A 14444-nucleotide genomic window follows, 5' to 3' on the forward strand; every position below is an offset into this window, starting at 1 on the left:
TTGATAGGGGATTCGAAGCATGAATATTCGTAAAGCATGCATCATGCTGGGTTTGCTCGGTTTGTTGACAGCATGCGGTAACAAGCTGGATGGTGTTTACAAAGACGACCTGGGTTTGCAAAAGTATGAGTTTCAGGGTGATGGCACGGTGTATGTGTCAACCATGGGTGTAACCCGTGAAGCGGCCTATGTGGTGGAAGACAAAAAAGTGAAAATCACCAGCGATGGTGAAACCACCATTTATGACCTCAACGAGGACGGGACAATTAAAGGGCCTCTCGGCATGACTTTAAAGCCCGAAAAACCCCAATAAATTTTAGTCTGCATTACCCCGAAACCCGCTCCAGTAGTGGGTTTTTTTACATTTGTTCACACAGTTAACCTTCTCTTGCATTCCCCCAAACGCATTAACCTAATATTGGCCCCCTTTTCCATTTCTTTTCTCCCTATTGAGCACATGGGTACCAGCGCAAACTTGCATCAAGCGTGAAATATTCAAGTTCACTGCGTTTAACAAAGTGGACTATTGGAGGACTTGATGCGTAGCAACCCAATCGATTTCCTGCAACTTCTCCATCGTTGGGTAGCAACGGGCTACCTCACTGTTCATGGCGCTTTTTCCAATGGATGGTACGAGGCCTTTGAGCATGCCCCCGCTCCTCTTGAAACTGCAGTGTGCCCAGTCAAACAATTGATAGGAATATCGGTTCATGAAAAAACACAATAAAAATACACAACAAACCAGGAACTGGTTGCCGCTGGTCATGATTGCTGCGTCTGTGGGCATTCTGGTGTTTGTTGCTGTGGCACAGCGCAGCGTTTGGCCATTTGCCGCAGGCGTTGTTGCCGTGGTTTTGTGTGGCCTTGCAATTTTTGAAATCGGCAAACAACGCCAACAGACCTTGCAGGCAGAAATTGATTCCTTGCTGAGCACTGTGAATGACCTGAGTCAGTCCGACACAGAGAAAGTGGAGCTGGTTCAGTTGGCAGACCTGTGGGTGCCCACACTGAATAGCCAGTTGAGTACGGCCAACTCGCAAATGGAATTGGGAATCGTGAATTTGGCTGAAGCGTTTTCAGAAATTCACAGCAAATTGAACGACACAGTGAGTGCGGCCACTGGCGCAGCCCAAGTGCTGGGCAACACCTCTGGTGGCAGTAACGGATTGGCCGATCATGTTGCGCAAAGTCTCAACGGCATGTTGAGCAGCATTCGCAATTCCTTCGATGAAAAAGCCATGATCATGCAAGAGGTGAAGGGCTTTATCTCCTCGACAGAGGAGTTGGCCAAGATGGCCGTGTCGGTTGAAAACCTTGCTGCACGCACCAATCTGCTGGCGCTGAATGCCGCCATCGAAGCAGCCCGCGCTGGCGAAGAAGGACGCGGTTTTTCGATTGTGGCCGATGAGGTGCGCAAGCTCTCGATGCTCTCTGCAGAAACCGGCGTCAAGATTCGCGAACGGGTTCAGTTGATTGCCGCAGCCGCCAAAAAAGCTGGTGACGGTGCCGCACGCATGGAGACCAGCGACGAGAAAGTATTGAGCCAGGCCAGTGAAACCTTAAGTGGTGTGGTCGATCAATTTGAGCAGGTTACCGGGCCACTTCACCAGGCCAGCGAGCAGATTATTGCCAACACCAATCAAGTGTCTTCCAGCTTGAACAATGCGGTAGTTCACTTTCAGTTTCAGGACCGGGTGTCGCAGATTCTTGGGCATGTACAAGACAGCCTGACCCAGATGAAAAGTCAATTGCACACAGGCCTTGAGGCCTTGGACGTGGCCACTTTGATGCACGAACTTGAACGCAAGTACACCATGGCTGAGGAGCGCGTAAACCACACCGGTAAAAGTGGTGGCAATGCTGTAGCCAAGCCCAGTGCAAGCAGCGATGAACTGACCTTTTTCTAAACACCAAGAACGAGAACCTGTATGAGCAAAACCGTATTGATCGTGGACGACTCCACCTCCTTGCGCCAAGTGGTGTCGATGACCCTGAAAAGCCAGGGCTTTGATGTGGTGGAAGGTTGCGATGGCAAGGACGCACTAACCAAACTGGATGGCCGAAAAATCAACCTGATCGTGAGTGACTTGAACATGCCGAACATGGACGGACTCACCTTTGTGCGTGAAGTCAAAAAAATGGCAGCGTACAAGTTTGTTCCCATCATCATGCTGACCACGGAATCGGACGACAAACTGAAAAGCGAAGGGCAGGCTGCGGGCCTGAAAGCGTGGATGGTCAAGCCATTCAAGCCTGAACAAATGATTGCAGCAGTGAACAAATTGGTGGCTTAACGCCACAGGGAGGATGCACATGCACAGCGAACTGATTATGCAAGAAGACCTTGAAAACGAAATGGAAAACAGTATTGCATCCACCAGGCACACCCAAGTGGCATTGGACACCCTGACGATTGCGGATTGCGCAGGACTGGTTGAAGTGATTCGTCAGTCTTTGAGTCAGGGGATTTCAGTGGTGCTTGATTTGACTCACTGTCATGAAGTGGACACGGCGGGCATGCAACTGCTGGTGACCATTCAAAACGACCCTGCTGTGAACCTTCGCGTGCACTGGACCAAGCCCTCGGAAGTGGTGGCCATGAAAGCCGCACGCCTGGGTGTGCAGTCCTGGATCAACGCTGGTTTTCTGGAGAACTAAGGCATGGCCTTTGAACTGGATCTTGATGCTTCGCGCGGCATATTTTTCACCGAGGCCAGGCAACTGCTGGCTGAAGTGGAAAGCTATGTGCTGCAGCTGGAGCAAAACCCCAATGACACCGAAGTACTGAATGCCGCCTTTCGCGCGGCGCACACCATCAAAGGCAGTGCAGGTGTTTTTGGTTTGATGGTGATTACACACTTTGTGCACAACCTTGAAACTGTGCTGGATCGTGTGCGCAATTCTGAAATCGGCTTTGACGCGAATATGAGCACCTTGGTGCTTGAATGCCGTGACCACATTTCAGATTTGGTGGATTGCATTGAGGCTGGTGGCGATGCGGAAAGTGTTAGCCCCGAAATGGCAGGTGGGCAGGCTGGCCTGACTGCCCGGCTAAAAGCTTACTTGCTGCAGGAAGACCAACCTGCACCCAGCAGGCCAGGCAAGGGTGTTGAGGCCGATCAAGGGCAGCAAACCTGGCATGTGTCGGTGCGCTTGGGTCGCAGTACATTGTGCGATGGCTTTGACCCGGCTCCCATTTTTTCGTACATGGAAAGTTTCGGCGAATTGCAGGCTGTGATGCCAGTGCTGGATGCACTGCCCAGTTTTGCAGACCTGGATTCCGAGACCTGTTACCTGGGGTTCGAGCTGCGTTTTGTCACTGACAAAGGCCAGGCTGGTATAGAGGATGCCTTTGAGTTTTTGACCGAGGAAAGCAAGGTTCGAATACTCGCCCACAACTGCACACCCGAGCAGTGGGACGACTTGGTCAATGCGCTGCCGGAAGGTGCGGTGCGCGCCACCGAGTTGTTGCACGAAGCGGGCTTTCGCAGACCAGTCGAGGAAGAGTTGCCCGAGGAGCTAGAAGTTCAGGGCAGCGTTGTGAGTGCGGCACCGGGCAAAGTCAAAGCCGCAGGCAAAGCCACACCGACCAGTTCATTTATTCGCGTGCCTTCCGACAAACTGGATGCACTGATCAACCTGGTGGGCGAACTGGTCATTGCCAATGCAGGCACGGTGGAGCAGGCCAAACATTTGAACCACACCGCCATGCTGGAATCGACCAGTGCAGTGGCAGGTCTGATCGAGGAAATTCGAGACGGCGCACTGGGTTTGCGCATGGTGCAAATTGGCGAAACATTTCAACGCTTTCAGCGCGTGGTGCGTGACACCGCCATGGGCCTGGGCAAGCAGATTCAGCTTGAAATTTCAGGCGAAGACACCGAGCTTGACAAGTCGGTGGTTGAAAAAATTGGTGATCCTTTGATGCACCTGGTGCGCAATGCCTTGGACCATGGTCTGGAAACTCCGGAAGAACGCGTGGCCGCCGGAAAGCCTGCTACGGGTCGCTTGCAATTGAATGCCTACCATGACAGCGGGCACATTGTGATTGAGGTCAATGACGATGGTCGTGGGCTGGCACGCGAAAAAATCCTGAAGAAAGCGATTGAGAAGGGCATCGTAACGCCCGACCAAATGCTGACCGACGCCGAAGTGAACATGCTGATTTTTGCGCCAGGTTTTTCTACGGCTGACAAGGTGACCGACATTTCCGGTCGCGGTGTGGGCATGGACGTGGTGAAGCGCAACATTGAAGCATTGCGTGGTTCTGTTCAGGTGCGTTCACGCCCGGGCAATGGTTGCACATTCGAGATTCGCCTGCCGCTGACCCTGGCCATCATCGATGGATTCATGATTGGTGTCGGTGGTTCGGTGTATGTGATCCCGCTTTCCTATGTGCGTGAGTGCCTTGAACTGCCTGTCGATGCTTTGGGCACCGACGATCGCATGGACATTCATTACGACCTGCGTGGCGAGTTTCTGCCGGCAGTGCGATTGCGCAAAGTGTTTCATCCCGATGCTAAGCGCCCCAAGCGCGAAAATATCATTGTGGTCAGCTTTGGTGGCATGAAGGCCGGCATTGTGGCCGATCAACTCCACGGCGAATCACAAACAGTGATTAAACCGCTGGGCAATCTGTTTGAGCAAAACCGGGCAATCAGCGGGGCCACCATTATGGGCAACGGTGATGTGGCCTTGATCATTGATGTACCGAAATTGATTACAGAAGTCAGCAGTATTACAGCAAAAACGGCGGAGCTGGAATTCAGCCGGCATGCCATTGAACAACCGGCAGTTCCAAGCAAAAGCCTTGAGCAGGCCAACGCGTAATTTTACAAAGGAAAACGAACATGGGTGCATTTGATTTTTTGAAAAGCGGTCAGTTGGCAGCAGTGGCTGATAACCTTGAAGTGGAAATTTCCGGCTTGAAAACCAACCTGGAAAAGCCTTTGCAGGCATTGCCCACCAAAGACCTGAGCGGTGATGTTCTGTCCGTTGTGACCAAGATCAACGAGATGATTGCCAACGTGAATGAGCGTTCACGCAGAATTGAAGAAACTGCCGTGCGCAGCGTTCACCAGTTGTGGAAAAAAGAAACATTGAAAGGCGCTGCCGATGAGTTGCCCACGGTGATTCGCGACGCAATGAAAAAACTGGAAGCGGAAACCATGTTTGCGCAACGCCAGGTACAAGCGCTGGAAAGCGTGGCCACCAACGTGATGATTGCCGATGCTGATTACAACATTGTGTACGTGAACAACTCACTGTCGAAAATGTTGGTGGAAGCGGAAACTGACATCAAGAAAGACCTGCCCCAATTTGATGCCCGCAAAATTCTGGGCGCGAACATTGACAGCTTTCACAAGGTGCCCAGCCACCAGCGTGGCATGTTGGCCCGCCTGCGCGATTCATACAGCACCAACCTGACCATTGGTGAGCGCCATTTCAACTTGTTGGTGACTCCCGTGTTTGATGCCTCGGGCACCCGCGTGGGTACTGTGGTGGAATGGAAAGACCGCACCGGCGAAGTGGCCATGGCCAAGCGCGAAGAAGAGCGTGCCGAGAAAGAGCGCAAAACTGCGCTGGAGAACCTGGCCATTCGCATTGCCTTGGACTCTGTGACTACCAACGTGATGATTGCGGACAACCAGAATCACATCACTTACTTGAATAACTCCTTGAACACCATGATGACGCGCAACGAGGATATGATTCGCAAGAGTCTGCCCAACTTCAACGTGCGCAAACTGATCGGTGCAAACATTGATGTGTTCCACAAAAATCCGGCACACCAGCGCGGCATGCTGTCTGCCCTGAATTCACCTTTGAAGACGGGAATTAAAGTGGGTGACCTCAGCTTCCGTTTGATCGCTTCACCAGTGATCAACGAGGCGGGTGAGCGTTTGGGTACGGTGGTGGAGTGGAGCGATCGCACTGGTGAAGTGGCAATTGAAAACGAGATTTCCGGCATTGTGGGCCGTGCCTCCGATGGTGATTTCAGCAGTCGCATTCGTGAAGATGACAAGGAAGGTTTCCTGAAAACATTGGCACAGAACGTGAACGGCTTGTTGACCACCACATCGGTGGGTCTGGAAGACGTGGGCCGTGTATTGAAACTACTGGCCAGCGGCAACATGACCCAGAAAATTACAGCCACCTACAACGGGCTGTTTGGTGAAGTGAAAGACGATGTGAACACCACCATTGACCGCCTGAGCGATGTGATTCGGGAAGTGCGTGGCAATGCAGATTCATTGACCAACGCGGCACGTGAAATTTCCAAAACATCACAAAGCCTGTCGCAGGGTGCAAGCAGCCAGGCCGCAGGTGTTGAAGAAGTGTCAGCCAGCATTGAAGAAATGGCGGGTTCGATCAAGCAGAACAGTGAGAACAGCCGTGTGACCGATCAGATCGCAACCAAAGCCGCTGAAGAAGCGAAAGAGGGTGGTCGCGCTGTGACTGAAACTGTGAACGCGATGAAGGCGATTGCCGACAAAATCGGCATTGTGGACGACATTGCTTATCAGACCAATTTGTTGGCCTTGAACGCTGCAATTGAAGCAGCCCGCGCCGGTGAACACGGCAAGGGTTTCGCTGTGGTGGCAGCAGAGGTACGCAAACTGGCCGAACGCAGCCAGGTGGCTGCTCAGGAAATTGGTGACCTGGCCAGCAGCAGCGTGAAGCAGGCTGAGCGCGCTGGTAGCTTGTTGCAGGAAATGGTGCCGGCGATTAACCGCACATCCGACCTGGTTCAGGAAATTACAGCCGCCTCGAATGAGCAAACCAACGGCGTGGCGCAAATTAACCAGGCCATGATGAGCTTGAACCAGCAAACCCAGCAGAATGCTGCAGCTTCTGAAGAGTTGGCTGCAACTGCCGAAGAAATGAGTGGTCAGGCCAGCATGCTGAACACGGCCATGAGCTTCTTCGATACTGGCACTGGTCGCTCAAGCGCTCGGAACTCAAGCCACGCTGAACGCAAGCCGACATCACCCAAAGCTGGCAGCCAAGGCAGTGCAGACAGTTTTGATAATTTTGACGACTTCTAACAGGGGCACTCACCATGAGCAATATCAATGAGCAATTGGCCAAGGCCATGGAGAGTGACAGCGCCAGCCACCAGTACCTGACGTTTCAGGTACATGGGCAAAAGCTGGCGGTGGAAATTCTCCGGATCAAAGAGATCATCGAGTTTGGGCGTATTACGGTGGTGCCAATGATGCAGCAATGTATTAGTGGTGTGATCAACCTGCGGGGCTCCGTGGTGCCGGTGGTGGATTTGAGTGCCAGGTTTGGACAGGGCAAAACTGAAATCAACCGACGCACCTGCATTGTGATTCTTGAATGTCAAATGGCCGAAGAAACACAGGTGGTTGGCTTCATGGTCGATGCGGTAAACGCCGTGGTTGATATCGGGGCCGAGTTTATTGCACCGCCTCCGCAGTTTGGCGCGGGCGTGCGAACAGACTTCCTGCGTGGTATCGGCAAAGTGGATGAAGAGTTTGTGTTGGTGTTGAACGTTGAGCGCCTGCTTGACTTCGACATTCCAACCAACCTTGAGGAAGTTGCCTCGGCCGCACTTGCTTAAAGCAATTACTTGGAACCGGCAGGCGGTAATGCGTCACTGAGATCATGAGCTGACACACCCACTGGGGGGATATTCTCCCGGTGGGGCACCATGAGATATCTCAACCGCATGTTAAAACTAAAATACGTTCTCGATATTTCAGACAGTGCCTCGCGCGCGCGGCAACGAATGGCCTTTGCCGGGCTTTCCTTTCTGATCGTTTTCTTTCTCGCGCCGGGAGGCGCAATCACTGGTAACGGCGCCCGCATGGCCTTCATGGTCGTGGTGGGGCTTTATTTTATCTTTGCCTTGGTGCAGGCCTGGCTCATCTCCAATCGCGAACGCCATTGGGAAAAAATCGAACTACCCAGTTATTGTATTGATCTGCCATTGATTGGTTGGGGCTTGGTGGTTTCTGCAGACTACCTGGCACCCCTGTCGCCCTTGATCGCTGTGGTCGCGCTGATTCGGGGTATTCGTTATGGCCCCTGCATGCTGGCGTGTCACATTGGCTTGGGCATCCTGATCGTATTGGGTTTGGGCGCGTTCGTACCTTATTGGCAGGCGAACACCGAACTGGTGTATGCCAATCTGTTTTTGTTGTTGGTGTTGCCCATTCAGTTTTATGGGGTCAGTGTAAAAATTCAGGCCAGTTCAAAATCCTTGCGTCAGGAAAACCTGACCGACCCCCTGACCCGCAGCTTGAATCGCAAGGCACTTGAGGCCGCAGTGTGGCGCACCCTGAATGCCAAAGAACCTTTCGTTTTGTCCTTTCTCGATCTGGACAATTTCAAGTTGGTCAACGACAGCCTGGGTCATGCCATGGGCGATAAGTTGCTCAAGCGTATCAGCAGCAAGTTGTCTGTTCGCCTGCGATCCGAAGACAAGGTGTACCGTTTGGCGGGCGATGAATTTGTGGTGTTGAGTTTGGGAACCATTCGGCCAGACATGGCAGAAAATTTGGGGCAACGCATTAAGGCGGCCATTGCCGAGGCCATTGACTACACCTGCCCGAATCTGCCGGTTTCCGCCAGTGTGGGGGTATTGCAGGTTACAACGTTTGAAGAGACAAGCCTTGAAAAGCTGTTGGCCCGGGCGGACGAGCTCATGTACGAAGCCAAAAAAACCGGAAAGGACCAGGTTCTGGTTGCGACACTTTAAGCGCTTGAGTTCAACCCTTTTTGGCGCAGTACTTGCTGATCGGTTCTTGCTGGTTAAGTGGGGTTTGCAGTTCGGGGGCTTGGTGCACATAAGTGCATTCGGCAATTTCACCGTAGTTGGAATCGCGAGTGGCCAAGGCTTTGCTGACCTGTATTGATACGAAGGTCACCATGAATGCTGCAATTGCGAACCACAGAACTTTTCTGTTGCGTCTAAAAAATGCGCTTAAATCAAGCATGGAGAACAGTCAAACCCTGAAAATGTGAATTGTTGTAAATTCGTGACAATTATTAAAAATAATAAACAATAAGTCAATTCTTATTTGACAGCTTTGTTCAGATTATTTCGTTGGTTTGTCAATTTCGCCAATATCAAGAATTGGCGAAGCGTCAATGGTCTCTGCGCCCAGCAATGTAGTAACACGGCCCAGTACCGACGCAATCAAATGCTGTTCCCAGCTTTGCAGTTGACCGAAGCGCTCGGCAAAGCGGGTTTGAAGGCTGGACGGGGCGTCATTGACCTCGTGTTTGCCCTTCTCGGTCAGCACCACTTCAAGCCTGCGCTTGTCCACCTTGCTTCGAATTTTTTCGATCAAACCCCGGCTTTCCAGTTTTTGAAGAATGACCGTGGAAGTGACTGGAGAAAGGCTCATTGATCTGGCCAGTTCACCTGGTGATATACCCGGGTTGTCTGCCACGGATTGCAAAGTCAGCAATTCAGAGGTTGCCATGTCGGCTTTTTTGGCCAATTCGCGGGCGCCCGATTCGGTGGCACGAATGATTCGACGGAGCGAAATGAGTGAATTTTGTAAGGTGCTGTCCATGTGCGCTAACCCGGTGATTTAATTCAGTTTGATGAATTGTAGTGATTAACAGGCGCTGTGAGTTGAAAATTCCAGCGCTTAGAGCGATCCCACCAAATTTAACAATCCGGGGTTTGTTCGGGGTTTGTACAAGACGATTTGCAATCGTTCATAAAATAAACTATTATTGATTTGTTCTTTCATAAAAACTCTTTAAATTGTTGATTTGATTTAAGGAGCTTTTACGAAAGGATGAGAAGTAGTTAATTTGTTAATAACAAATGGGTCTGCCAATAACAGAGCCATCTCATCCAAATGTCAAACACTGATGTCGTTTTGCGACATCCCGTGCTCGAAGACGGTACTGCCGTTTTTGATCTTGTGGACGCTTGCAAACCTCTCGACCTGAATTCCCATTATTTGTACCTGTTGCAGTGCAGCCATTTTGCGCCCACCTGCGTAGTGGCCACCTTGCATGGCGAGGTGGTTGCCTGGGTATCGGGCTACATTCCACCCAAGCAAACTGACACATTTTTTGTTTGGCAGGTGGCAGTGGGCGAAAAAGCCCGCGGCCTTGGTTTGGGCAAGCACTTGATCAACTGGGTGCTTGCACAGCAAAACGGAATCAAGAAAATTCACACATCCATTACGCCTGACAACGCGGCGTCTTGGGGGCTTTTCAAATCACTGGCTCGCGACTGGGGCAGCGATTTGTCTTCACAAGACTGGTTCGAAGAACAGTCTCATTTTGGCGGGCGGCACAACACCGAAGTATTGGTGGAAATCGCTTTGCCAACTACGCCACTGGCGACATTCCTACAAACTCAAGGAGTACAACAATGAGTGACTCAAGCAAGTCAATCGACTTTCAAACCCTGAGCAAAATTCGCACATTCCAGAAAAACGAGTCGGAAGCGCGCAGCTACTGCCGCAGCTTTCCAACCCTGTTTGTTCGCGCCAAGGGCAGCTACATGACCGACATGAATGGTCAGGATTATCTCGATTTCCTGTCTGGGGCAGGCTCGTTGAACTACGGGCACAACGATCCAGAGATGAAATCGGCATTGCTTGACTACATTACGGATGACGGCATTGGCCACAGCCTGGACATGCACAGCGCTGCAAAAGCCAAGTTCATTGATGCGTTCAATCGTCATATCTTGAAGCCGCGCGGCATGCAGTACCGCATCCAGTTCACCGGCCCAACCGGCACGAACTCGGTGGAAGCGGCCATCAAGCTGGCGCGCAAAATTACCGGGCGCAAGCAGATTATTGCCTTCACCAATGGTTTTCATGGTGTTACCCAGGGCGCACTGGCGTGTACAGCCAATACCCACCACCGCAGCCCCTCGGCATCGACTTTGTGCGGCGTGGACCGTTACCCCTACGACGGTTACATGGGCGAGGGCGTGGACACCACCGAGTACCTTGAAAAAATGCTGACCGACAAATCAAGCGGTCAAGACGCACCCGCCGCTGTAATTGTGGAAGGCGTGCAAGGCGAGGGTGGTTTGAACCCTGCGTCGATGAAGTGGTTGAAAAATTTGGCCAAAATCACCCGCAAAGCCGGTGCCATGCTGATTCTTGATGAAATTCAGGCTGGTGTAGGCCGTGCAGGTTCTTTCTTCAGTTTCGAAGAAGCCGGTATTGAGCCCGACTTGATATGCCTGTCCAAGTCGCTTTCAGGCATGGGCTTGCCCATGGCCGTTACGCTGATTCGCCCAGACCTTGATTTCTGGAAGCCGGGCGAGCACAACGGCACCTTCCGGGGCAACAACCATGCGTTCATTACCGCGGCAGCTTCGCTGGAAAAGTATTGGGCCAACCCAGCATTCGAGCGCGGCATTGCGCAGCGTGCAGACGTGGTGAATCAAAGCTTGAACCGCATTTTGAAAGCCAATGACAACATCACGGTGCAGGTGAAAGGCCGCGGCATGATGCAGGGCATTGAAATGCAAAACGGTGCGCTGGCCGATGAAGTGGTGGCCGAATGTTTCAAGCACCACATGATTATCGAGACCTGTGGAAATGAAGGCCAGGTGGTGAAGGTGTTCGCTGCCCTGAATATTGAAATGGAAGACCTGAAGAAAGGTTTGACCATTCTGGAAAAGGCTGTGGCCGTAGTAAGCGCCAAGGCTGAGAAGGAAACCAACAGCAAAAAGGTGAAAGCATGATTGTCCGAAAACTCAGCGAAGTACAAGGCACGGAAAAGCACATTCATTCCAAAGGTTGGGACAGCGTTCGCATGCTGCTGCGCGACGACGACATGGGCTTTTCCTTTCACATCACGACCATTCATGCCAAGGCTGAATTGCACATGCACTACAAGAACCACCTGGAGAGCGTGTATTGCGTCAGTGGCAAGGGCGAAATTGAAAGCAAGATCGATGGCAAGGTGTATCCAATTGAGGCGGGCACCATGTACGCCTTGAACTTGCACGACCCGCATATTTTGCGTGCCTTTGACGAGCCCATGATCATGGCTTGCGTGTTTAATCCGCCTGTAACCGGTGCGGAAGTGCACGACGAAACCGGCGCCTATCCCGCGTTGGCCGAATAAATAAAAAAGGAGGCAAAACACAATGATTGTTTCAGCCGTAAGAGACCCATACCCCACACGTGACAAATCTGAAGGCGCTTTGATTCGGCGCGCCGAGCCTGTGGTGCACGGTGAGTGGACCGAAGACTCGCCGTTGACCCAGGAGCAAGTAGCCCAATTTGAGCGCGACGGTTATCTGGTATTGACCGATGTATTTTCAGCGCACGAGCTGGACGAGTTGCGTGCTGCCGCCGAGCGTGTGAGCAAGAATTGCGCACAAACCCATGCCGGGCAGCTGATCAAGGAAGCCGATGGCGATCAGCTCCGTACCCTGTTTGGTGTGCATGGCATGGAAGGTTTGTTGAAAGAGACTGCCAGCAACCCACGCATGCTTGAAGTGGTTCAATTTCTGCTGAATGACCCGGTGTATATCCACCAGTCACGCCTGAATTTTAAAAGCCCGCAGTATGGCAGCGGGTTCGAGTGGCACAGCGACTTTGAAACCTGGCACGCCGAGGACGGCATGCCCGGCATGCGTGCGATTAGCGCCACGGTGCTGCTGACCGATGAAATTTCAGCCGATGGTTCCTTGAAGTTCATGCCGCGCAGCCACAAAACATTCGTGGCCTGTCCTGGCGAAACACCAGACACCGATGGCTATCGTGAAGCATTCAAAAAGCAGGCCGTGGGCAAACCGCCTGCACTGTTTCTCGATTTGCTGGAGGAAAACGGGGGAGTTCAGGAAGTGGTGGCGCCGGCCGGTTCAGTGTTGCTGTTTGATTGCAACGTGATGCACGGCGCAGGCAAAAACACCAGTGACCACCTGCGTGCCAACCTGTTTTATGTGTACAACGCAATCAGCAACGCCCTGCATTCGCCTTACGCTGCGGATGCGCCAAGGCCTGAGTTTCTTGCCGCACGCACTGTTGAGGCCTTGACCCTGCAGGTGCCTGCTTAATTTGGGCGCAAGTTTTTTCATTTGCTTGGGCCTGGTGCTGCTGGTTGGCTTAAGTTCAGCCAGGCAGGCCAAGGCCAGTGCGGCTGATTACTTCGTAGCCAGCCGCAGCGTGCCTCCGTGGCTGGTGGGCTTGTCGGCAGTGGCCACCAACAATTCAGGTTACATGTTCATCGGCCTGATCGGCTACACCTATGCCGTGGGCATTCAATCGGTTTGGCTCATGGTCGGCTGGATTGCGGGCGACCTGATGGCCTCAAAAATTGCACATGAACGCATGCGCGACGAGGCCGAGCGTGTGCATGCCAACGGCATCATCAGTTTGTTGGCGCGCTGGGGCGGCACCCGAAACAGATCATGGCAAGTATTGGCTGCGCTGGTCAGTGTGGCTTTTTTGAGCACCTATGCCGCCGCGCAAATTTCGGCTGGCGGCAAGGCACTGGAAGGCATGCTGGATATCCCCATGGCCATTGGCATGGGCATGGTGGCGGTGGTGGTGATTGCCTACAGCATTGCAGGCGGCATGCGCGCATCCATCTGGACCGATGCCATGCAATCGCTGCTCATGGTTGTTTCCATGGTGGTGCTGTTGTTCGCTGCAGTGACTCACCTGGGTGGTTTGCAGGCTGTATTTCAGCAAGCCGGTACCATTGAAGGTTTTCTGGATCCAAGCCCCACCGATCTGGACATTCCCGGTTTTGTTGGCCCAATTGCGTTTGTGGTGGGCTGGATGTTTGCTGGCGCGGCAGCGCTGGGGCAACCACACATTGTCAGCCGTTTTCTGGCTTTGCAAAATACCCGCCAAATGAACCAGGTGCGCTGGTGGTATTACAGCTACTACCTGCTGTTCTATTGTTTTGCCACGGCGGTGGGTTTGCTGAGTCGCTTGTACTTTGGCGAAAGTGCTGGTTTCGATCCAGAAATGGCTCTGCCCACTATGGCACGTGACCTGCTGCCGCCCTGGTTGGCCGGGCTCATGCTGGCTGGTATTTTTGCCGCGACCATGTCCACAGCCGATTCGCTGGTGCTGTCGTGCTCGTCAGCCCTGACCCAGGATTTACCCTCCCGACCTTCTGAAAACAGGTGGGTTCTGAAAGCCGCCACGGGCTTGACCACCTTGTTCGCCTTGGGCATTGGCCTGTGGAGTGAGCAAAGCGTGTTCTCGCTGGTGGTGTGGGCGTGGGGTACCCTGGGCGCCGCGTTTGTACCTATTCTGATTTGGCAGGTCATGGGGGCCCAATTAAACTCGCTGGCCATGCTTTGCATGTCGAGTACGGGTGTGTTGATTACTGTGATCTGGAAGTTTTATGGTTTTCCCAATACCGTGTATGAAGGTGCTGTGGGCATGTTCAGTGCTTTTGTTTTGGGCGCCTTTTTCGCAATAAGTACTATCCGCAGCCGGTTTCACCCCTAGCTACCC

16 protein-coding genes are annotated in these 14444 nt (G+C 52.6%); 14 read left to right on the top strand and 2 right to left on the bottom strand.

Features of this window, described 5'->3' with window-relative positions; all coding sequences use genetic code 11:
• The first annotated feature begins 19 nt into the window (after nt 1-19).
• From FRIGORI9N_RS08785 to FRIGORI9N_RS08825, 9 genes are all read left to right on the top strand, one after another.
• A complete protein-coding gene (locus tag FRIGORI9N_RS08785) occupies nt 20-313 on the top strand; it encodes a hypothetical protein (RefSeq protein WP_159569796.1) in 294 nt (97 codons plus the stop codon).
• Between the two features lie 225 nt (nt 314-538).
• Nucleotides 539-727 (top strand): hypothetical protein, encoded by a 189-nt coding sequence (locus FRIGORI9N_RS08790; protein ID WP_159569798.1) that lies wholly within the window; start codon nt 539-541, stop codon nt 725-727.
• Nucleotides 711-1907, top strand: a complete 1197-nt coding sequence (locus tag FRIGORI9N_RS08795) for a methyl-accepting chemotaxis protein (protein ID WP_159569799.1) — start codon at nt 711-713, stop codon at nt 1905-1907. Before FRIGORI9N_RS08790 ends, FRIGORI9N_RS08795 begins: the two co-directional genes overlap by 17 nt.
• Nucleotides 1908-1928: 21 nt before the next feature.
• Nucleotides 1929-2294 (top strand): response regulator, encoded by a 366-nt coding sequence (locus tag FRIGORI9N_RS08800; protein WP_008252462.1) that lies wholly within the window; start codon nt 1929-1931, stop codon nt 2292-2294.
• Between the two features lie 19 nt (nt 2295-2313).
• Nucleotides 2314-2658, top strand: a complete 345-nt coding sequence (locus FRIGORI9N_RS08805; RefSeq protein ID WP_159569801.1) for an STAS domain-containing protein — start codon at nt 2314-2316, stop codon at nt 2656-2658.
• Nucleotides 2659-2661: 3 nt separating this feature from the next.
• On the top strand, nt 2662-4830 hold the full coding sequence (locus FRIGORI9N_RS08810) for a chemotaxis protein CheA (RefSeq protein WP_159569804.1): 2169 nt from the start codon (nt 2662-2664) through the stop codon (nt 4828-4830).
• Nucleotides 4831-4850: 20 nt separating this feature from the next.
• Nucleotides 4851-7049, top strand: coding sequence for a methyl-accepting chemotaxis protein (locus FRIGORI9N_RS08815; RefSeq protein ID WP_236550852.1), 2199 nt, complete (start codon nt 4851-4853; stop codon nt 7047-7049).
• 14 nt (nt 7050-7063) lie between these two features.
• A complete protein-coding gene (locus FRIGORI9N_RS08820) occupies nt 7064-7588 on the top strand; it encodes a chemotaxis protein CheW (protein ID WP_159569806.1) in 525 nt (174 codons plus the stop codon).
• A gap of 90 nt (nt 7589-7678) precedes the next feature.
• Nucleotides 7679-8728, top strand: coding sequence for a diguanylate cyclase (locus FRIGORI9N_RS08825; RefSeq protein ID WP_159569808.1), 1050 nt, complete (start codon nt 7679-7681; stop codon nt 8726-8728).
• Nucleotides 8729-8738: 10 nt separating this feature from the next.
• Here FRIGORI9N_RS08825 and FRIGORI9N_RS08830 read toward each other — a convergent pair whose 3' ends face one another.
• A complete protein-coding gene (locus tag FRIGORI9N_RS08830) occupies nt 8739-8900 on the bottom strand; it encodes a hypothetical protein (protein WP_159569810.1) in 162 nt (53 codons plus the stop codon).
• 168 nt (nt 8901-9068) lie between these two features.
• Nucleotides 9069-9551: a MarR family winged helix-turn-helix transcriptional regulator gene (locus FRIGORI9N_RS08835; protein WP_159569813.1), complete on the bottom strand. Its 483-nt coding sequence runs from the start codon at nt 9549-9551 to the stop codon at nt 9069-9071.
• A gap of 294 nt (nt 9552-9845) precedes the next feature.
• Here FRIGORI9N_RS08835 and ectA point away from each other — a divergent pair, with 294 nt between their 5' ends.
• From ectA to FRIGORI9N_RS08860, 5 genes are read left to right on the top strand one after another with little or no spacing between them, the layout of a single operon-like run.
• Nucleotides 9846-10373: a diaminobutyrate acetyltransferase gene (ectA, locus tag FRIGORI9N_RS08840; protein ID WP_159569815.1), complete on the top strand. Its 528-nt coding sequence runs from the start codon at nt 9846-9848 to the stop codon at nt 10371-10373.
• On the top strand, nt 10370-11704 hold the full coding sequence (gene ectB / locus FRIGORI9N_RS08845; protein ID WP_159569817.1) for a diaminobutyrate--2-oxoglutarate transaminase: 1335 nt from the start codon (nt 10370-10372) through the stop codon (nt 11702-11704). The genes ectA and ectB overlap by 4 nt, the downstream gene beginning before the upstream one ends.
• On the top strand, nt 11701-12090 hold the full coding sequence (locus FRIGORI9N_RS08850) for an ectoine synthase (RefSeq protein WP_159569819.1): 390 nt from the start codon (nt 11701-11703) through the stop codon (nt 12088-12090). The genes ectB and FRIGORI9N_RS08850 overlap by 4 nt, the downstream gene beginning before the upstream one ends.
• Nucleotides 12091-12112: 22 nt before the next feature.
• Nucleotides 12113-13027, top strand: coding sequence for a phytanoyl-CoA dioxygenase family protein (locus FRIGORI9N_RS08855; RefSeq protein ID WP_159569821.1), 915 nt, complete (start codon nt 12113-12115; stop codon nt 13025-13027).
• 1 nt (nt 13028) lies between these two features.
• Nucleotides 13029-14438: a sodium/proline symporter gene (locus FRIGORI9N_RS08860; protein ID WP_159569823.1), complete on the top strand. Its 1410-nt coding sequence runs from the start codon at nt 13029-13031 to the stop codon at nt 14436-14438.
• The last annotated feature ends 6 nt before the right edge of the window (nt 14439-14444 follow it).

The sequence above is a fragment of the Limnobacter sp. 130 genome (assembly GCF_902506325.1).
Taxonomy (GTDB): domain Bacteria; phylum Pseudomonadota; class Gammaproteobacteria; order Burkholderiales; family Burkholderiaceae_B; genus Limnobacter.

What these genes read in the sequence shown, in the direction of transcription:
- FRIGORI9N_RS08810 (WP_159569804.1), top strand. Translation starts at nt 2,662, where the DNA reads ATGGCCTTTGAACTGGATCTTGATGCTTCGCGCGGCATATTTTTCACC.
- ectB (WP_159569817.1), top strand. Translation starts at nt 10,370, where the DNA reads ATGAGTGACTCAAGCAAGTCAATCGACTTTCAAACCCTGAGCAAAATT.
- FRIGORI9N_RS08800 (WP_008252462.1), top strand. Translation starts at nt 1,929, where the DNA reads ATGAGCAAAACCGTATTGATCGTGGACGACTCCACCTCCTTGCGCCAA.
- FRIGORI9N_RS08855 (WP_159569821.1), top strand. Translation starts at nt 12,113, where the DNA reads ATGATTGTTTCAGCCGTAAGAGACCCATACCCCACACGTGACAAATCT.
- FRIGORI9N_RS08825 (WP_159569808.1), top strand. Translation starts at nt 7,679, where the DNA reads ATGAGATATCTCAACCGCATGTTAAAACTAAAATACGTTCTCGATATT.
- FRIGORI9N_RS08815 (WP_236550852.1), top strand. Translation starts at nt 4,851, where the DNA reads ATGGGTGCATTTGATTTTTTGAAAAGCGGTCAGTTGGCAGCAGTGGCT.
- FRIGORI9N_RS08830 (WP_159569810.1), bottom strand. Translation starts at nt 8,900, where the DNA reads ATGGTGACCTTCGTATCAATACAGGTCAGCAAAGCCTTGGCCACTCGC.
- ectA (WP_159569815.1), top strand. Translation starts at nt 9,846, where the DNA reads ATGTCAAACACTGATGTCGTTTTGCGACATCCCGTGCTCGAAGACGGT.
- FRIGORI9N_RS08785 (WP_159569796.1), top strand. Translation starts at nt 20, where the DNA reads ATGAATATTCGTAAAGCATGCATCATGCTGGGTTTGCTCGGTTTGTTG.
- FRIGORI9N_RS08835 (WP_159569813.1), bottom strand. Translation starts at nt 9,551, where the DNA reads ATGGACAGCACCTTACAAAATTCACTCATTTCGCTCCGTCGAATCATT.
- FRIGORI9N_RS08795 (WP_159569799.1), top strand. Translation starts at nt 711, where the DNA reads ATGAAAAAACACAATAAAAATACACAACAAACCAGGAACTGGTTGCCG.
- FRIGORI9N_RS08805 (WP_159569801.1), top strand. Translation starts at nt 2,314, where the DNA reads ATGCACAGCGAACTGATTATGCAAGAAGACCTTGAAAACGAAATGGAA.
- FRIGORI9N_RS08850 (WP_159569819.1), top strand. Translation starts at nt 11,701, where the DNA reads ATGATTGTCCGAAAACTCAGCGAAGTACAAGGCACGGAAAAGCACATT.
- FRIGORI9N_RS08820 (WP_159569806.1), top strand. Translation starts at nt 7,064, where the DNA reads ATGAGCAATATCAATGAGCAATTGGCCAAGGCCATGGAGAGTGACAGC.
- FRIGORI9N_RS08790 (WP_159569798.1), top strand. Translation starts at nt 539, where the DNA reads ATGCGTAGCAACCCAATCGATTTCCTGCAACTTCTCCATCGTTGGGTA.